Origin of the sequence: Bradyrhizobium sp. CCBAU 51753, assembly GCF_015291565.1 — a bacterium.
In the GTDB taxonomy this organism is placed as follows: Bacteria; Pseudomonadota; Alphaproteobacteria; order Rhizobiales; family Xanthobacteraceae; genus Bradyrhizobium; species Bradyrhizobium ivorense.
On sequence record NZ_CP030037.1, the window covers coordinates 1,402,147 to 1,419,581 of the forward strand.

Consider the following 17,435-nt stretch of genomic DNA (forward strand, 5'->3'; position numbering starts at 1 on the left):
CGGCGGTGCTTGGACCGAGTGGCGGTCCTAACAAGGGAGATCCGGGCTATTTGGTCTGCCGAACGAGCGGACATTCGCTTTCGCTCAATGGACGAAAGGCGTCTTTGCCAGGAATTGTGGCGGCGACCCTCATGAGATCCCACTCGCCCTTGGACTCGGAAGGGTCCTTGGTTGCCAATAGATACATGTCCCGGATTACGCGCCCGTCGTCACGGATGCTGCCGTTTTTTGTCATGAAGTCGTTGATGGGCATCTCTTTCATCTTTGCCATGACGGCCTTGGCCTCCTTGGTGCCCGCGGCCTTAACCGCTTTCAGGTAGTGCATGGCAGCGCTGTAGGTGCCGGCCTGCACCTGCGTCGGCGGTTGTTTGTACTCCTGCCAGAAGCGCTTCGAGAAGGCGCGCGTCTCATCGTTCTGGTCCCAGTAGAAGGCTTCGATGAACTGAAGCCCCTTGGTTGCCTTGAGGCCGAGCGAGTGAATTTCGGTGACCTGCATCAAAAGACCGACCATTTTTTGGCCGCCCTCCTGAATGCCGAATTCGGCTCCTTGTTTGAGGGCGGTGATGGTGTCGTTGCCGGCATTCGCCACGCCGATAATCTGCGCCTTGGAATTCTGGGCCTGCAACAGGAATGAGCTAAAATCCGACGTATTGAGCGGATGTCTCACGGCGCCCAGCACCGTTCCGCCGAGCGCTTTCACGAAAGTCGCGGCGCTCGCTTCCAGCGCATGTCCGAAGGCGTAATCGGCAGTCACGAAATACCAGCTCTTCCCGCCTTGAGCGACGACCGCGGTGGCCGCGCCTTTGCCGAGCGCATATGTGTCGTAAACCCAGTGGGCTCCAGTGGGCGAGCAGGATTTCCCGGTCAGTTCGGCGGTCGCGGCGGTTGTGGCGAGCGTGATCCTGTTCTTGTCGGCAGCGAGTTTCTGGACTGCGAGCGCCGCGGCCGAGCTACCCATCCCGAGGATCGCATCGACGCCTTCCACGTCGAACCATTTGCGCGCCATGCTCATGCCGACGTCGACCTTGTTCTGGAGATCGGCGGACGTCATTTCGATGGGCTCGCCGAGCAGTGAGCCGCCAAAATCCTTGATGGCCATTCGTACGGCAAGGACGTTGCCTTGCCCGGAATTCTCGGCATAAGGGCCACTCATGTCGTCGAGCACGGCCAGCTTGACGGGGCCGCTCACATCCTCCGCGATCGCGGCCCCGCCGAAAGGCGGCGGTGATGCAAGAACCGCTAACGCGGCGATGACGAACGCAACTCTCCTAGTCATGGTCTTCCTTCCCGACAAAACGATCCTTTGCGGATCTGACGACTTTTTTCTTCAACAGTTCGGTGATGGTCCGGGCGTCCAACCCGGCTTCGGCCAAAACCTCGACGGTATGTTCACCTAGCCTCGGCGCGTGCCGGGAGACTTCGGGCTGCGAAGTCGACCATTCGGTCGGAATGGCCATGTCCTTGATCGGGCCTTCCGACGGGTGCGCGAACGTCCGAAAGAAATCTATGGCGTGAAGATGCTCATCGCCGAGGATCTCGTCGATCGAGTTCATCCGCGCCACGGGAATGTCGGCTTCCGTGAGTGTTTCTATCCAGTTCGCAGTGGTGCGCGTGGCCAGGACATCAGCGAGATATCCGTAGACTTCGTTGATGTGTGTCAGGCGTTCGTTCTGGGAGGAGAACCGCGCGTCCTTCTCGAACATTTCAGGCTGCCCGATCGCCGCGAAGAAACTGCGCCAGTGCTTGTCGGTGTACACAAGCGTACAAACGTATCCATCGAGCGTTCGATGAGGACGCCGGTTATGCGCGAGGCTCCGCTGATACCCGGGTTCGCCGAGCGGCGGCTCGAAGAGCGACCCAGCAAGATGTTCGCCAAGGACGATGGTCAACAGGTTCTCGAACATCGGCACATCGACGCGCTGTCCCTCATTGCTAATGTCGCGATGGCGTATCGCGGCCATTGTGGCAAAGGCAACCTGCAGGCCGACGATCCGGTCGGCGAGGATGACGGGTGCATAGCGCGGCTCCGTCGCTCCTGCCTGGAGAGACAGCCAGGGAATCCCCGACATTCCCTGGATCAGATCATCATAGGCGGGACGTGCTCCATAGGGACCGCGCTGGCTAAATCCGAATGCGCCGACATAGACGAGCCTCGGATTTGCGGCGCGAACATCCTCATATCCCAGGCCAAGGCGAGCCATCGCCTGTGGACGGATATTGTAGAGCAGGACATCCGCTTGCTTCGCGAGCCGAAGCAGCAGATCCCGCCCTTCAGCAGCCTTGAGGTCTATCACGACGGAGCGCTTGCTGCGATTGGTCGACATGAACAGGTGGCCCATGCCGGGACTCTTCATGGGGCCGGACAATCGCATCACGTCGCCGTCAGGCGACTCGACCTTGATGACCTCAGCGCCGTAGTCCCCCATCAACTGACAGGCGTAGGGGCCCATCACCACCGTCGTCAGGTCGAGAACGCGAATGCCTTGCAGAGGTCCGGCCACGCTATGCGGCCTTTTCCTTGAGCATCTCGCGCGCGATAATCAGTTGCTGGATTTGGCTTGTGCCTTCGTAGATGCGCAGCAAGCGCGCGTCTCGGAACAGCCGTTCAATCGGATATTCCTTGATATAGCCGTAACCGCCATGAATTTGCATGACGCGGTCGGCAATGCGGCCCAGGGCTTCCGTCGTGAAATATTTGCAGCAGGCGGTCTCCTTGGTGACGCCCCGTCCCTCGTCGCGCATGCGTGCGACGCGTTCCACCATCGCGCGGGACGCAAGCGCCTCCGCTTCGCAATCTGCGAGCATGCCCTGGATGAGCTGGAAATTGGCGATCGGCTTGCCGAACTGGACGCGCTGCGAGGCGTAACGTACGCCCTCGTCGATGATGCGCTCGCTCAAGCCTGTCGCAACGGCCGCCATGTGAAGTCGCGCATGGTCGAGCGACTTCATTGCGGTCTTGAAACCGACGCCTTCTCGCCCACCCAACAGTGACGTAGCCGGTACCCGGCAATCTTCGAAGATCACGTCGGCCGTGTGCGCGCCGCGAAATCCCATCTTCTTGTTGCGCGGCCCGATCGTGATCCCGGGCGTGCCTCGCTCGATAAGAAATGCGGAAATGCCTGATGTCTTCTGCTCCTTCGCACCGGTCCGCGCGAAGACGGTGAAGATTCCGGCATGGGGCGAATTGGTCGTGAACCGCTTCGTGCCGTTGATGACGTATCCGTCGCCATCCCGCGTTGCTCTTGTCGTCAGCGAGGCGGCATCTGAGCCTGCCCCAGGCTCGGTGAGGCAGAAAGAAGCTACGAGATCGCCGGCCGCGATACGCGGAAGATATTCTCTGCGCTGCTCCTCGGTTCCATCGATGATGATGCCCAGGGTGCCGACGCCGTTGCTGGTACCGAAATAGGAACGAAACACGGGCGAAGCGTAGCCGATCTCGCAGACGACGCTGACCTCCTCGAACATCGACAGGCCGAGCCCTCCGTAATTTTCGGGAATCGTCATGCCGAAGTAGCCGAATTGCCTGAGGCGATCGACGATGTGACCAGGGATCTCGTCGTGTTCCTCGACCCATTCCTCTGCAGGGATCAGTTCCTCGCGCACCAGGCGCCTGGTTTGATCCACCATTGATCGAAGAGTTTCCGCGTCAGCCATTTAGCTTTCCTCTTGTCCTGGCCGCTTGCGCCGCCGCATCCAGATAGTGTTGATGCAGAATCTTCAGGTGCGACTCCATCTCGCCGGCGGCGCGCTCGGCGTTCCGGGCTCGCATATGCTTCATGAAGCGCCTGCGGGATCGAATGACATCGACGCCCATGACCGATCCGAACTCAGCGATGAAGTCGCTCAGGATGCTCATCAACGATCTCATCATCATGATGAGGATCGGATTGCCGGTCAGCTCCGCGACCAGGATGTGAAAGTGGACGTTGATCTGCGTCTTCAGCGTTGAGTGTCCAGCAAGCGTTTGGCGCTCGGCTTCATCGATATTGGCATCGAGGGCGGCCAGTCCCGCTTCGTCAGCCGCGTCGCAGGCAGCTCGGATCACTGCCGATTCGATTGCCAGGCGGGCTTCCGTCAATTGCTCCAAATCCACCCCGCCAACGGCCACCATGCCTTGCATGATTTTGGTCAAGGGTTGGGGACCGCCGTTTGCGACGAACGCGCCTCCTGCGGCGCCTTTGCGCAACTCGATCTGGCCGAGAGACTCCAGCGAACGCAGGGCCTCTCTCACGACGTGCCGACTGACAGCGAAGGTCGAGGCGAGGTCCCTTTCGTTGGGCAGTTTCTCGCCAGGCAATAGCCTGCCCGACTGAATTTGCTCGCCGATCTGGCGCGAGACCTCTTCGAAAAGGCGCATCGATTTGACGATTGTGAAGTTCATAAAGGTCCTATACCCCAATGGTTGGACCAATGCAAGGGGCCAGCTTGTCTCGAAACGGCGCCGTGAGAGGCGCCCGCCGTTGCGTAGCTATTTCTCCGTCGTCGTAGCCGCAGGGACGGCGGGGCGACCGCTTGCCCGGTCGCGCCGGCGATGGCAGAATCGAACCTTATCGTGCAGGATCGGACACAAGCATGCCACTCATCCGGATTTGGGTCTACGACGGCATCCTTGCTTCGGGCGTAGCGGGCATTGTCGACGTGTTCACCGCCGCCAACGCGGTGGCGGCGAGGCGGCCGTTGCGCGACAACGTCAGGCCGCCAGTGCTGCGGTGGCGCATCGAGTCGCTGAATGGTCGGTCGGTTCAAACGGCGTCCGGCCAGATCGTCGACGTCGATGGCCGGATCAACGCAAGGTCTGAGGCGGATGCGGTGATCATTCCCGGGCCGTTCGTCGGCGATATCGAGCGCTTCTTCACGCGGCTCGATACCGTCGAGCCCTTGCTCGCGGCGCTGCGGCGGCAGCATGAGCGCGGCACCCTGCTCGCGTCCTATTGCACGGGGAGCTTTATCCTCGCCGAGGCCGGCCTGCTCGACGGCCGGGTCGCAACCACCCATTGGGCGAAGGGGCGGACATTCGCGATGCGCTATCCGGCGGTGGATCTGCGCGTCGCCGAGATCCTCACCGAGCAGAACCGGATCGTCTGCTCGGGCGCGGTGACCACTTCGCTCAATCTTGCGCTGCGGCTGGTCGAGACCTTCGCCGACTCCGAACTGGCCGCGGAGACCGGCAAGCTGCTGCTGATCGACAGCAACCGCGTGTCGCAGGCGTCCTATGCCAGCCGCACCCACGACATCAGGCACTCCGACGCGCTGGTCGCGCGGGCGCAGAGCCTGATGGAGAAGTCGCTGCAGCGCGGCTTCAGTCTAGCCAGGCTCGCTCGCGACCTCTCCGTCAGCGAGCGTACCTTGAATCGCCGTTTCAAGCTGGCGGTCGGCGAAGCACCCCTGCAATATCTGCAGGCGCTGCGCGTCGATGTGGCCAAGCGCCTGATCGAATCCAGGCGGCTGAAGCTCGACGCCGTCAGCGCGCGCGTCGGCTACAGCGATCTGTCGACCTTTCGCCGCCTGTTCAAGCGTGAAACCGGGCTTTCACCGCGCGAATATCAGCGCCGGTTTGCGCGTGCTACCGCGCACGCGGCACCGGCCGCCTGATGCTCTGACCGAATTTGCCTTGAGAATGGCGATCCTGCCACTGCTGTCGCGAGCGCCTCGCGCATAGACCTCGTGCAGGCAACAGCAGGAGGTCTCCCAATGCCGATGATCGACGTGACAATTCCCGAAGGCGCCCTCAACCCGGACGCGGAAGCGCGGCTGATCAGGGAGCTCGGCGACATCCTGATCGGTCACGAAGGATTCGACCCGGCGAACGAGGTCGCGCAGAGTGTGACCGTCGTATTCCTGCATCGACCGGCCGCGGTCTATGTGGCGGGCGCGCCGTCGCCGTCGCCGCGCTACCGCATCGTCCCTTCGGTGCCCGAGGGGCAGTACACCGAAGCCTCGCGGGCGGCCTTGGTCAAGGACGTGACCGACGCGGTGGTGCGCGCCGCCGGCGGCCCGTTCGAAGAGGTGGCGCCGCAGGTCTGGGTATTCCCGACCGAGGTCCCCGATGGCCAGTGGGGCAGCCGCGGCGTCATTCGTCCGCTGCCGGACATCCAGGCCTTCATCGCCGGCGAGCACGAGCGCAAGGTCGGCGAAGCGCGTCTTGCCCGGCGGCGGCGCGTCAAAGCGGTCGAACTGCTTGCGGGCGCGCTCGATGCGGCCCGCAAGGGCGTCGAGTGACGCGGCGGCAGGCCATGACAATCGATGCGAATTTCAGGCTCGCGGCGATCCAGGCCGCTGCGGTACCGTTCGATCGCGCGGCTTCGCTGGAGAAGGCCTGCCGCCTGATCGGCGAGGCCGGCGCCATGGGAGTGACGATCGCCGCATTCGGCGAGGCCTGGTTGCCCGGCTATCCGTTCTTCTGCCACGCGCCGACTGGCGCAAACACCTTTCGGGCGATGGCGGACTATCTCGACCACGCCGTCGAGATTCCGTCGCCCGCGACCGATCGCCTGTGCGAGGCCGCCGCGGACGCGGGCATCGATGTCGTCATCGGCATCGCCGAACGGGACGCCGTGACGAAGGGCACGGTCTACTGCACACTGCTGTTCGTCGGCCGTGAGGGCCGGATCATCGGCCGTCATCGCAAGCTCAAGCCGACCTTCAACGAGCGTTCGGTATGGGCTGACGGCGACGCGGTGGGCCTGCGCGTGCATGACAGGCCCTATGGCAGGATCAGCGGGCTCAATTGCTGGGAGCACAACACGATGCTGCCGGGCTATGCGCTGGCCGCGCAGGGCACGCAGATTCACGTCGCGGCGTGGCCCGGACGAGAGCCGGCCGTGGCGCCGCCGTCACCCACGCCGCTCTGGCCCCGTCAGCTTCTGCTGTCGCGCGCGTTCGCATCCCAGGCCGGCTGCTACGTCATTGCCGTCGGCGGCATGCGGTCGCACGCCGCGACGCCCGAACGCTATCGCGAGCTGTCGACGATCGAGTACGGCGGCGACAGCGTGATCATCGATCCGCGCGGCGAGATCATCGCCGGGCCTGCCCAGGGCGAGACCATCCTGATCGCCGAGGGATCGCGCGAAGTCGTGCTCGCCGCCAAGGCGCTGTGCGATATCGGTGGCCACTACTCGCGCCCCGACCTGCTGCGGCTGATCGTCGACCGCGATCCGCAGGATCGCGTCATCGACTGCGGCTTCGCCGCGCGTGTCGGCCCCGACATGTGGGAGTAAGCGTCGCCCGCATGGGTGAAGCGATATGCGGGTTTCACGAAGTCCCGCCTGCCGCGTCGCTCATGCGGGCGACTTGCTGCTTGCTACCGCCGATAATAACGGTACGGCGGTTCGAAGACGTAGGTCGAGCCGTAACGGTATGGCAGAGGATCATAGCCGATCAGATATGCCGTTCTCAGCCGGTAGTGCCTGTAGCTGATGATGCGGGCGTGTCTGTGCCATGTGCTGCCGCACACGCAGCGCTGACGCGAGCTGAAATCGGACGCCTGGCCGCCCGGCGGCTTCCACTGAGATGCGGATGCTGCGCCCGGCGGGATGCAGAGGGCGAGAAATGCGAGAACTGCCAGCGGCCGAGTCATGTGTTCAAACCTCTCGCAAAGCTGCAGACCCGAATAACTGTCCGGAAACAGGCGGGTTCCAAAGGCACGTGAGGGGGAGGGGCCTGGCGCTCCAAAGCTGACACCATCCCGCGCCATGGCCGCTTTGCGACACCCCTTTGAAGGACAGGAAACCGCAGATCCCGCGGTCGGGGTACCCCTGCGGCGATTTATGTTGGCGAGGCCCAGATTCAAGGCGCGCAGCAGCGTTGCTGCCTTGCGCGTCCGACCATTTCCCGAAGCCTGTGAACGACTATATCGGGTCCGTGCGGCGGCGCTTTGCGCTGTCGCGGCCCTCCTTGAGGGCGTTTCCTCCCTAGACTTGGGCCGCTTGTTCGTTCGAGCGGCCCTTTTTCTTTGATCAAGCAGAGGAGCAAGCGTAGCCCGCATGAGCACAGCGACATGCGGGTTTCACAAAGCCCCGCATATCGCTGCGCTCATGCGGGCTACTGGATTTGATCAAGCAGAGGCGTGCAGGACGATCAGTCGGGCTTCTTGTCACGCGTCAGATTCATGCGCTCGACGCGTTCATCGATCAATCGATTAAGTTTCTGGTCGCGCAGCGTATCCTTCCTGAACAACCCGCCGTGCAGACGATAGGCAAGGAGGAGCAGGACAATCACGACGCCCACGAGATAATAGGACCAGTCCATGGCTAGAACCGCCCAGCGGCCTGCATGCCCGCAATGCGCGATACTTAAGGCCAGCTCGGCCGTCTTGTCCAACCCTATTCTCGGCGGTCGCGCCTGCTGGATGTGTTTCGCAGTAGCGTAGCGGGGATTAACGAAGTCCCGTATGTCGCTCCGCTCATGCGGGCCACTTGTTGTCACCGCTATTGCGCGCCCTCAGCCGTGCAGCTTGAGCAGCGCGCTGGCGGCGAGATAGAGGCCGAGCAGGATCATCGAAATCAAGAACCAGCGCCGGAACACATCCGGCTGCATCCGGGTGCGCACCGCCTGGCCGATCAACATGCCGGCGAACGAGGCCGCCATCGCGACCGCGCCCGGCAGCGCGGTGGCGGCCGTTAAGAGGCCGGATGCGGTGAGGTTGAATGCCAGCGCCACGGTCGCGGTGGTGAAGAACACGCCGAGCGCCTGCACCAGCTCGTCGCGCTCCATGCCGATCGCCTGCATGAACGGCATCGACGGGATCACCTGAACGCCGGTCGCGGCCGAGATCACGCCGGTGATCAGGCCGACGATGCCGCCGACCCATTTCTCGTGGCGCCGTGCGACCTTGAAGCTGAACCGGCTGAGGCCCACGATGGCATAGATCACCAGCAAGAGCCCGAGCACGACGGTGCCGTAGGCCGCGTAAGGTCCGGTCAGCAGCCCCGCATTGAGCCAGATGCCGGCCACGGTGCCGAGCATCAGCGGCCACAGCCGGCGGAGGATGTCGCGCAGATAGGGGCCGACGAAGGTCTGCCAGATGTTGGTGACGATCGCCGGCACGATCACGATCGCTATCGCGCGACCCGGCGACATCGTGGTGGCGAGCAGCCCCATCGCCACGGTCGGCAGGCCGAGGCCGAGCGTACCCTTGACGAAACCGGCGAGCAGGAAGGCGAAGGCGATCAAGATCAGCAGATGGTCGACCATGGCTGCACATTGACCGATCGCGGCAATCGGCACAATCTGGAGCTTACGGAGTTAGCCTTCGGCCATTGCGATGGCTGCGGGCGAGGGGGGAACCATCATGCGGTTTGACCTGGTCGATTTGCAGCTGTTCATCGCGGTGGCCGATGCGCGCAGCATCACCCATGGCGCGGCGCGCGCCAATCTGGCGCTGGCCTCGGCCAGCGAGCGGATCAAGGGCCTCGAGGACGCGCTCGGCGTGGCGCTGCTCAAGCGCGGGCGCCGCGGCGTCGAGCTGACCGCGGCCGGCGAGAGCCTGCTCGGCCACGCCCGCATCGTGCTGCACAATGTCGAGGCGCTGCAGGGCGATCTCGCCGCCTATGCCTCCGGCGTCCGCGCCAATGTGCTGCTGCTCGCCAACACCTCGGGGCTGTCGGAGCATCTGCCCCGCGCGCTGGCCAATTTTCTGCACGAGCATCCCGACATCAGCGTCGACGTCGAGGAGCGAGAGAGCACCGACATCGCGGACGCCATCGCCAGCGGCGCCGCCGATCTCGGCTTCGCGGCGGAGCATGTGCTGCCCGACAGCGTCGAGCGCTTCCTGTTCAGCGAGGACAAGCTGATGCTGGTGGCGTCGCGGCGCAGCGATCTCGGCGGCCGCCGCCAGATCGATTTTCAGGAGGTGGTCGGGCGCGATTTCGTCGGGCTGACCGCAACCTCCGCGCTGCAGGTCCACATCTCCCGGCATGCCGCCAAGCTCGGGGCCCGGCTGCGCTTCCGCGCCCGGCTGCGCGGCTTCGACGCGATCTGCCAGATGGTCGCCGCCGATGTCGGCATCGCCGTGATTCCGGAAACCGCGGCACGGCGCTGCGCGGCGTCGATGCCGATCGTGACGATCCGGATCCGCGACGCCTGGGCCAACCGCCGGCTGACGATCTGCGCCCGCAGCTTCAAGGCACTGCCGCGGCCGGCCAAGCAGCTCGTCGAGCATCTGCGGGCTGAAGCGCAGCGGTGACAGGCTGCCTCGGTCTCGCTACGCCAACGCCGACACGAGCCACAGACCCACATGCAGGCTGCGCCCATCCGCTCCGATGCCCGCGGCGAGCGCGTTGCGTACTGCGTCGATAGCGCGATGCCGCTGCTCATCGGAGGCATTTTCGAGCAGCGCAGGCAGGGGGCCCGCCTGCGTGATAAAGGCCATGCTTTGCGTAACGTCCTTGCCGTGGATCGGCACGTCGGTGGGCTTGATCGCAATCTCACGAAACCCTGCCGCGGCGAGGATGCCGCGAACGCGCTCCTCGCGCGCGAAGGAAAACATCCCCGGCGCCAATGGATCCGCGGGCGGCTGCGGCGGCAGATGCGGTCGTGCCGCCTCGATCGGCACGCGGAACCACGGGCTCTCGGGCATCGTCCGAAAGCAGACAAACACCAGCCGCCCGTCCGCTTTCATGCCGCTGCGGATATTGGCGAATGCCTTGGCCGGGTCGCCGAAGAACATCAGGCCAAAACGCGAATAGACCAGATCCGCCCAGCGCGGTTCGAAAGGATAGATCGTTGCGTCGGCCAGCGCGCAGGTCACGTTGCCGAATTCCGCCTCGGCGGCACGGTGCTTGGCGAGATCCAGCATCGGTGCCGAAATATCGACACCCAACGCAGCGCCTGACGGACCAACGGCCTTGGCGAACGCCAACAGCGTGTCACCGGTGCCGCATCCGATGTCGACCACATGCTCGCCCCGCTTTGCCGACGCAGCATCCAGGCTGACGTTCGTGACCGACGTGAAGACGTCACTGATCACGGCCTGCTGCGAAACCCATGCGTGTCCCATGGTGCTGTTCCAAAACTCTGCTCCACGGGGATTGGGTGTAATCTCTGGCATCTGGCGAATATCCTGGTTCTGAAAAGGGCTGAGGAAATTATCGTCACGGGCCGCACAGTATTTCCAAAGCGGGCTGAAATGACCGCGAAAACCGCTTTTGCCGATCCGCGGAGATCATGACCCGCAAGTCCCGGAAGTGCTACGGGCCACGCGGTGACATCATGCCGCGGCCGGCCAAGCAGGTCGTGGAGCATTTGCGCGCCGAGGCGCAGCGCTGAGCGCCGCGCCCAGAGACATTGAGTCGCTCCCTGCAATCGGCGCGGTTGATATAAGTTCGGACGGCCGGAAGGTCCCGGCAGGTGGGGGGTGGTCAATGCAGCCAGACACCCGGTACGCCAAGAGCGGCGACGTTCACATTGCCTATCAAGTGTTCGGCGAGGGTCCGCTGAACGTTGTCTTCGCGCCGCCGGGCTTTACGAACGTCGAGCATTGGTGGGACGAACCGGAGGTGAGGCGCTGGCTGCTGCGCCTCGCGCGCTACGCCCGGGTGGTGATGTTCGACAAGCGCGGCACGGGCCTGTCGGATCGAGTTGCTGACTTCCCGGGCCTGGACCAGCGAATGGACGACCTGCGGGCGGTGATGGACGCCACCGGCATGGAGCAGGCGGCGCTTCTGGGTTTCTCCGAAGGCGGCACGATGTCGGCGCTGTTCGCCGCGACCTATCCCGATCGCTGCCGCGCGCTGGTGCTCTGCAACGCCTATCCGGCAACGACATTCACTCTGACGACGCTGGAGGAAAGTCTCGGGTATATCCAGCTTGGCTGGGGCAGCGGCGGCAGCGTGGTAAAATTTGCGCGCTCCCGCGTAAACGATACCGCGTTCAAGCGCTGGTGGAGCAAGAACGAGCGAGTGTCGATGAGCCCTGCCGGCGCCGCCGCGTACGCGCGCATGAACCATCTGATCGACATCAGCGACATCGTCTCGACGATCCGGGTCCCGACCCTCGTCATTCACCGGACCGACGACAAGACCGTCAGCCTGGAGGGCGGCCGGTTTTTCGCCGCGCATATTCCGGGCGCCCGCTATCTCGAGTTGCCTGGGGTCGACCACCTTCCATTCATCGGCGAAAATGCCGGCGAGATCGCCGATGCGATCGAGGAGTTTCTGACCGGCTCACGAGCGCCGGTCGCGGTCGACCGCGTGCTTGCCACGGTGCTCTTCACCGACATCGTCGCCTCGACCGAAAAAGCCGCCGCGCTCGGCGATCACCGCTGGCGTGACCTCCTTGACACGCATCACGCCGCGATCCGGCGCGTCCTCTCGCGCTTCCGCGGCCGCGAAATCAAGACGACCGGCGACGGCGTTCTGGCAACCTTTGACGGTCCGGCGCGCGGTGTGCGCTGCGCGTGCGCCATCGCCGACGAAACCAGGTCGTTGGGTATCGAAGTCCGCGCCGGCCTTCACACCGGCGAGTGCGAAATGATCGGCGATGATATCGGCGGCATTGCCGTCCACATCGGAGCGCGCGTGGCGGCGCTCGCCGGCGCCGGCGAGGTGCTGGTGTCGGGCACGGTCAAGGACCTGGTGGCGGGGTCGGGTTTGCGTTTTGGTGACCGCGGCAATCAATCGCTCAAGGGTGTCCCTGGAGACTGGCGCGTCTTTGCCGTCGAACGGTGATGCGCCGTTGTCATCTGATCAAGATCGGATTGATGCCGTCGGCCCCTCACGCATTCGCGCGCCGGAGCGCAGAGGTGCGGGACGTCAATGTAAGGAGGCCACCGGCGCGCGGGTTCCCTCTCCCCTTGCGGGAGAGGGTTAGGGAGAGGGGTGCCGCTGGTTCCGCTGCTTGTTGAACGCGAAGGACACTCAGCGGTGAGCGCGACGCTTGATTGATGTAGCATCGACCTGTTTCAGGCATCTTCGCTCGGGGCTACCCCTCTCCCCACCCTCTCCCGCAAGGGGAGAGGGAGCCTGACCGGCGTGCTCACCTCACAGTGTTGCGGCCTTGCCAGCGGACGCGATGAAATCCGCGCTTCCTATTTCGCCGTCACCACACCGGCGTCCTTAATCACCTTCGCCCACTTCTTGATGTCGGCAGCGATGAAGTCGCGAAAATGCTCCGGCGTGTCGGGGGCCATCGTCAGGCCCTGCTCGGCGAGCTTTTCCTTCACCGCAGCGTCCGCCATCGCCTCGGTGGCGATCCTGTTCAGTTTTGCGATGATCGCCGGCGGCGTCGCGGCCGGCGCGACCATGCCGTACCAGTTCTCGATGATCAGATCGGGCATGCCGACCTCCGCCGTGGTCGGCACGTCAGGCGCAGTGGGGGCGCGCACCCGGCCGCCGAGCGCGATCGGGCGCAGCGCGCCGGCCTTGATTTGCGGCAGGATCACCGGCAGGTCGAGGAAGGTCATCTGCACTTGCTGGCCCAGCAGATCGTTCATCGCCGGCGCGGCGCCGCGATAGGGCACGTGCACGATGTCGATCTTCGCCGTCAGGCGGAACAATTCGCCGGCGAGATGCGGCAGGCCGCCGGGACCGGTGGAGGCGAAGTTGAGCTTGCCCGGCTGCGCCTTGGCCAACGCGACCAGCTCGCTCATGTTCTTCGCCGGCACGTTGCCGGCGACCACCAGCATCTCCGGGACGGTGGCGACCAGCGTCACCGGCGCGAGGTCTTTCAAGGTGTCGTAGGCGACCTTCTCCATGCTCGGGCTGATCGCGAGCGCGCCGGCGCTGGTGATCGCGATGGTGTGGCCGTCGGGCGCGGCCTTGGCGACCGCGTCGGTGCCAAGCACGCCGCCCTGGCCGCCGCGGTTGTCGACGATGATGGTTTGCCTGAAGAGTTCCGACATCTTCTGCCCGACCACCCGCGCAATGATGTCGTTCGGCCCGCCGGCCGGGAACGGCACGATCAGGCGGATCGGCTTGGCAGGGTAGTCTTGGGCTGATGCGGTGATGGGCGCGAGAAGCAGGAGCAGTCCTGCCAGCAGTCTGCCGCAACTCGTCATGTGCGCCCGTCCCTGACTTTTGTGGTTGCCGCCAGAATGAGCGCGGATCGATCGCGCGGCAACCGGCAAAATCAGGCGTGGCAAAATCAGGCGTTGAGCAGCTTCATCGCCGCTTCGTGGACCCTCGGATCGCCGGCCGCGATGATGCGGCCGCCGCGCTGCGCCGGCTTGCCGTCCCAGGTGGTGACGATGCCGCCGGCGCCGGTGATGATCGGGATCAGCCCGGCGATATCGTAGGGTTTCAACTCGGTCTCGACCACGAGGTCGAGATGGCCGGCCGCGAGCATGCAATAGGAGTAGCAGTCGCCGCCATAGCGGGTCAGCTTTGCGACATGCTCGATCCGGCTGAAGCAGGCGCGGTCGGCGGCATTCATCAACAGCGGGCTCGTGGTGTAGGCGGTCGCTTCCTTCAGCGTGGCGCAGCGCCGCACCTGCAGCCGCCGCTCGCCCGACGGTCCGGAATAGTGCGCCGAGCCGTTGTCGCCGGAGAAGCGCTCGCCGATATAGGGCTGGTGCATCATGCCGAATACCGGCGTACCTTTGTGCAGCAGCGCGATCAGCGTGCCCCAGATCGGAAAGCCGGCGATGAAGGATTTTGTGCCGTCGATCGGATCGAGCACCCAGACATAATCGGCGTCCTCGCGCTCATTGCCGAATTCCTCACCGACGATGCCGTGCTGGGGGAAGCTCGACTTGATCAGCCGCCGCATCACTGCCTCGGCGGCGCGGTCGGCCTCGGTGACCGGATCGAAATCGCTGGAACTCTTGTTGTCGACCGAGAGCGAGGTCCGGAAGAACGGCAGGATGGTTTCGCCGGATGCGGTCGCGAGGCGGCCGATGAAGGCTTTGAAGTCGATGACCGTCACGGCGGATCCTTCACGACAGGTCTTTGGCAATGCGCGACGCGCAGTGGAAACAGCACTCTTGCCTAGCTCAATCCGGCGTGCTCCGCACGATTAACGGAGCGTTATCCCATCCTGATGACGGTTCCGGACTTTCGAATCGGGTTCGTTTCGAACGTTCGCGGCCGTCCCGGTACCGTTCACGAAGTTGCGAATTCTGGTATACAAGCTATGCGCCAAGCGCTGATCATTTGTGTACGATCAAATATCTAATTGAAAAATAATGGGAAAATTGAACTTAGCCGGCCTGTTGCAGAATCGTCAGCCGGGCCAACATTGCAGAGGAAATGTTTCGAAAGTTCTTGCGTTTTGTGCAGCGCGGTCGCATATTGTTGCGGTGCGGTAGCGCCTCGCGCTATCGCTGCCCTCCTTGGGCGTTTCCTCCCTAGACTTGGGCCGCTTGTTCATTCAAGCGGCCCTTTTTTCTTGTACGCGCCAAAGCGCGCGTGAATGTCGAATTCATTTTCACCACCGGCGAAGTCGCCAAATGGATTCCGCGTTCACGACTTCGTCGTGCTCTCAGGTGCGCAATTGCGCACCGGGGAATGGCGATCGAGGAGCTTACTCCGCCGCGGCCTGGAACGGGCCGAGATCGCCGAACGGTATTTTGGCGAGTGCATCGGCCAGCGTCGCGAAGTCGGCGGCCATCTGGGCGAAGCGCGGCCCGCGCTCGCGGCGGCGCTCATCCATATAGACCGCGCGGTTGAGCTCGATCTGCACGGTGTGCAGGCCGCTCGCCGGGTTGCCGTAATGCTCGGTGATGAAGCCGCCTGCATAGGGCTTGTTGCGGCCGATCGAATAGCCGAGCGAGCTCAAGACCTCCTCGACGAGGTCGGGGAGCAGCGCCGCGCAGCTCGTGCCGTAGCGGTCGCCGATCACGATGTCGGGCCGCCGCGGCTCGTCGCGCGACACGCCGACCGACGGCATCGAGTGGCAGTCGACCACGACCACGGCGCCGAACGCCTGGTGCGCCTTGTTGATCAGCCGGCGCAGCGCGCGGTGATACGGCTTGTAGAGCACCTCGATCCGCCGCAGCGCCTCGTCGACCTCGAGCCGCTCGCGATAGATCTCCTGACCGTCGCCGACCACGCGTGGGATGGTGCCGAGGCCGCCGGCCACCCGCATCGAGCGGGTGTTGGCAAAGCTCGGCAGCCGTCCGGTGAACATCCGCGGGTCGAGCTCGTAGGGCTCGCGGTTGACGTCGACATAGGAGCGCGGAAAGTTGACCCGCACCGTCGGAAAGCCGCGCTCACTGAGATCGGCGATCAGTTCGTCCATGAAGGAATCTTCGGAGCGGCGCAGCGCGGCGAGATCGATCCGTGACGCATCGAGGAATTCGGCCGGATAGGCCGAGCCCGAATGCGGGGAATTGAAGATGATCGGGGCGCGCCAGACCTGCGGCTCGACGATCTCGAACGGGGGCGACAACTCGCCAGCAAATTCGGTCATTCCCTTGGCGCCGTCCCTTGCGTCCGCCTGTCCGGAAAGAATTTGATTCGGCCGGAAAAGCGGAGATTTATGGGCAGGCATTGTCGGTAATCGCGGCCATTCTGCCAAGTGAAAAGAGCGTGGCCAGCTGCTGGAACGCGTCTTAAGAGCGGAAAATGCGCCAGGCGGTTGATTCGATGCACCGTTCGGTCCACAACTAGCTTCCGCTCCGCGGCCATCGCCCGGCGCAAATTTCACCCGAAATTTACCGTCTGTCGGGCTTAGTGTTCGGACAGATTCTCAAAGCCGGATTCGACGATTCCTGCCATGCCGAAAATCCTTCTCGCCGAAGACGACAACGATATGCGCCGCTTCCTGGTCAAGGCGCTGGAAAACGCCGGATTCAAGGTGTCGCCGCACGACAACGGCATGTCGGCCTATCAGCGGCTGCGCGAGGAGCCGTTCGAGATGCTGCTCACCGACATCGTGATGCCCGAGATGGACGGCATCGAGCTGGCGCGCCGCGCTTCGGAACTCGACCCCGACATCAAGATCATGTTCATCACCGGCTTTGCCGCGGTGGCGCTGAATTCCGACTCGGAGGCGCCGAAGAACGCCAAGGTGCTGGCCAAGCCGGTGCACCTGCGGGAGCTGGTCAGCGAAGTGAATAAGCTGCTGGCGGCCTGATTCGGCCCCGATTTAACGACTTTGCGTCCTTGCCTGCCCCGTCCGGGTCCGTTATAGGGACCCGATCCAAACATCGCTTTGGGTGCGTAGCTCAGCGGGAGAGCACTACCTTGACATGGTAGGGGTCACAGGTTCGATCCCTGTCGCACCCACCACGCTTCGCCCTGACGGGCTTCGCGTGGCGCGGCCACGCCGAAGACCCGTCAGGGTAAAGCGTGTCCGGCGTAACTTGAACGAAGTGAAAGTGGAGACGGACGACAGCCGAAGCCCAACGGGCGCAGGCGGGCTTGCGGCCGCGAGCTACGGCTCGGCAAGCCAGGCGCCGACCGATCCCAGGGGCGCAGCCCGTCTCTCAGGTTCTCCGTCGGTCGGATCTTCTGGTGATTTTTTTCGCCTGCCGTCTGCCGGGACGATCGAGGTCGGGT

The 17,435-nt window shown here is 63.9% G+C and carries 16 protein-coding genes and 1 tRNA gene; 7 read left to right on the forward strand and 10 right to left on the reverse strand.

Annotation, left to right across the window (positions count from 1 at the left end):
- Positions 1–46 precede the first annotated feature (46 nt).
- Genes XH93_RS06410 through XH93_RS06425 form a run of 4 tightly spaced genes read right to left on the reverse strand, consistent with a single transcriptional unit; the run spans position 47 to position 4,381 of the window.
- Complete coding sequence (locus XH93_RS06410; RefSeq protein ID WP_194472864.1) at positions 47–1,276, reverse strand: ABC transporter substrate-binding protein; 1,230 nt, start codon at positions 1,274–1,276, stop codon at positions 47–49.
- Positions 1,269–2,501, reverse strand: a complete 1,233-nt coding sequence (locus XH93_RS06415) for a CaiB/BaiF CoA-transferase family protein (protein WP_194472865.1) — start codon at positions 2,499–2,501, stop codon at positions 1,269–1,271. Before XH93_RS06415 ends, XH93_RS06410 begins: the two co-directional genes overlap by 8 nt.
- Before the next feature lies 1 nt (position 2,502).
- Complete coding sequence (locus XH93_RS06420; protein WP_194472866.1) at positions 2,503–3,654, reverse strand: acyl-CoA dehydrogenase family protein; 1,152 nt, start codon at positions 3,652–3,654, stop codon at positions 2,503–2,505.
- On the reverse strand, positions 3,647–4,381 hold the full coding sequence (locus XH93_RS06425; protein WP_194472867.1) for a FadR/GntR family transcriptional regulator: 735 nt from the start codon (positions 4,379–4,381) through the stop codon (positions 3,647–3,649). The genes XH93_RS06420 and XH93_RS06425 overlap by 8 nt, the downstream gene beginning before the upstream one ends.
- Before the next feature lie 191 nt (positions 4,382–4,572).
- Between XH93_RS06425 and XH93_RS06430 the strand changes: the two genes are divergently transcribed.
- From XH93_RS06430 to XH93_RS06440, 3 genes are all read left to right on the forward strand, one after another.
- Positions 4,573–5,592, forward strand: coding sequence for a GlxA family transcriptional regulator (locus XH93_RS06430; protein WP_139480836.1), 1,020 nt, complete (start codon positions 4,573–4,575; stop codon positions 5,590–5,592).
- Between the two features lie 99 nt (positions 5,593–5,691).
- The gene (locus XH93_RS06435) at positions 5,692–6,219 is read left to right on the forward strand and encodes a tautomerase family protein (protein WP_194472868.1); all 528 of its coding nucleotides are present in this window, start codon (positions 5,692–5,694) and stop codon (positions 6,217–6,219) included.
- A gap of 14 nt (positions 6,220–6,233) precedes the next feature.
- Complete coding sequence (locus XH93_RS06440) at positions 6,234–7,217, forward strand: carbon-nitrogen hydrolase family protein (protein WP_194472869.1); 984 nt, start codon at positions 6,234–6,236, stop codon at positions 7,215–7,217.
- A gap of 859 nt (positions 7,218–8,076) precedes the next feature.
- On the opposite strand, the gene XH93_RS06445 is transcribed toward XH93_RS06440, so the two are convergent.
- Positions 8,077–8,319: a hypothetical protein gene (locus tag XH93_RS06445; protein ID WP_139480829.1), complete on the reverse strand. Its 243-nt coding sequence runs from the start codon at positions 8,317–8,319 to the stop codon at positions 8,077–8,079.
- 120 nt (positions 8,320–8,439) lie between these two features.
- A complete protein-coding gene (locus tag XH93_RS06450; RefSeq protein ID WP_139858904.1) occupies positions 8,440–9,192 on the reverse strand; it encodes a sulfite exporter TauE/SafE family protein in 753 nt (250 codons plus the stop codon).
- Between the two features lie 97 nt (positions 9,193–9,289).
- On the opposite strand from XH93_RS06450, the gene XH93_RS06455 reads away from it, so the two are divergent.
- On the forward strand, positions 9,290–10,183 hold the full coding sequence (locus tag XH93_RS06455; protein WP_139480825.1) for a LysR family transcriptional regulator: 894 nt from the start codon (positions 9,290–9,292) through the stop codon (positions 10,181–10,183).
- An 18-nt stretch (positions 10,184–10,201) separates the two neighbouring features.
- Here XH93_RS06455 and XH93_RS06460 read toward each other — a convergent pair whose 3' ends face one another.
- Positions 10,202–11,047, reverse strand: coding sequence for a class I SAM-dependent methyltransferase (locus tag XH93_RS06460; protein ID WP_194472870.1), 846 nt, complete (start codon positions 11,045–11,047; stop codon positions 10,202–10,204).
- Between the two features lie 313 nt (positions 11,048–11,360).
- Here XH93_RS06460 and XH93_RS06465 point away from each other — a divergent pair, with 313 nt between their 5' ends.
- Entirely contained in the window at positions 11,361–12,665 is a 1,305-nt protein-coding gene (locus tag XH93_RS06465; protein ID WP_194472871.1) for an adenylate/guanylate cyclase domain-containing protein, read from the forward strand.
- 359 nt (positions 12,666–13,024) lie between these two features.
- On the opposite strand, the gene XH93_RS06470 is transcribed toward XH93_RS06465, so the two are convergent.
- From XH93_RS06470 to XH93_RS06480, 3 genes are all read right to left on the reverse strand, one after another.
- A complete protein-coding gene (locus XH93_RS06470; RefSeq protein WP_194472872.1) occupies positions 13,025–13,993 on the reverse strand; it encodes a tripartite tricarboxylate transporter substrate binding protein in 969 nt (322 codons plus the stop codon).
- 86 nt (positions 13,994–14,079) lie between these two features.
- Positions 14,080–14,859 (reverse strand): histidinol-phosphatase, encoded by a 780-nt coding sequence (gene hisN / locus XH93_RS06475; RefSeq protein WP_194472873.1) that lies wholly within the window; start codon positions 14,857–14,859, stop codon positions 14,080–14,082.
- Positions 14,860–15,456: 597 nt separating this feature from the next.
- Positions 15,457–16,344 carry an N-formylglutamate amidohydrolase gene (locus XH93_RS06480; protein WP_194472874.1) on the reverse strand — a complete coding sequence of 296 codons (888 nt, stop codon included), beginning with the start codon at positions 16,342–16,344 and terminating at the stop codon, positions 15,457–15,459.
- 306 nt (positions 16,345–16,650) lie between these two features.
- On the opposite strand from XH93_RS06480, the gene cpdR reads away from it, so the two are divergent.
- On the forward strand, positions 16,651–17,010 hold the full coding sequence (cpdR, locus tag XH93_RS06485; RefSeq protein WP_066502958.1) for a cell cycle two-component system response regulator CpdR: 360 nt from the start codon (positions 16,651–16,653) through the stop codon (positions 17,008–17,010).
- Positions 17,011–17,090: 80 nt separating this feature from the next.
- A tRNA-Val gene (locus tag XH93_RS06490) sits at positions 17,091–17,165 on the forward strand.
- Positions 17,166–17,435: the final 270 nt, after the last annotated feature.

Coding starts and splice junctions, on each gene's coding strand:
- XH93_RS06410 (WP_194472864.1), bottom strand. CDS start 1,276: ATGACTAGGAGAGTTGCGTTCGTCATCGCCGCGTTAGCGGTTCTTGCA.
- XH93_RS06420 (WP_194472866.1), bottom strand. CDS start 3,654: ATGGCTGACGCGGAAACTCTTCGATCAATGGTGGATCAAACCAGGCGC.
- XH93_RS06425 (WP_194472867.1), bottom strand. CDS start 4,381: ATGAACTTCACAATCGTCAAATCGATGCGCCTTTTCGAAGAGGTCTCG.
- XH93_RS06430 (WP_139480836.1), top strand. CDS start 4,573: ATGCCACTCATCCGGATTTGGGTCTACGACGGCATCCTTGCTTCGGGC.
- XH93_RS06435 (WP_194472868.1), top strand. CDS start 5,692: ATGCCGATGATCGACGTGACAATTCCCGAAGGCGCCCTCAACCCGGAC.
- XH93_RS06440 (WP_194472869.1), top strand. CDS start 6,234: ATGACAATCGATGCGAATTTCAGGCTCGCGGCGATCCAGGCCGCTGCG.
- XH93_RS06450 (WP_139858904.1), bottom strand. CDS start 9,192: ATGGTCGACCATCTGCTGATCTTGATCGCCTTCGCCTTCCTGCTCGCC.
- XH93_RS06455 (WP_139480825.1), top strand. CDS start 9,290: ATGCGGTTTGACCTGGTCGATTTGCAGCTGTTCATCGCGGTGGCCGAT.
- XH93_RS06460 (WP_194472870.1), bottom strand. CDS start 11,047: ATGCCAGAGATTACACCCAATCCCCGTGGAGCAGAGTTTTGGAACAGC.
- XH93_RS06465 (WP_194472871.1), top strand. CDS start 11,361: ATGCAGCCAGACACCCGGTACGCCAAGAGCGGCGACGTTCACATTGCC.
- XH93_RS06470 (WP_194472872.1), bottom strand. CDS start 13,993: ATGACGAGTTGCGGCAGACTGCTGGCAGGACTGCTCCTGCTTCTCGCG.
- XH93_RS06480 (WP_194472874.1), bottom strand. CDS start 16,344: ATGACCGAATTTGCTGGCGAGTTGTCGCCCCCGTTCGAGATCGTCGAG.
- cpdR (WP_066502958.1), top strand. CDS start 16,651: ATGCCGAAAATCCTTCTCGCCGAAGACGACAACGATATGCGCCGCTTC.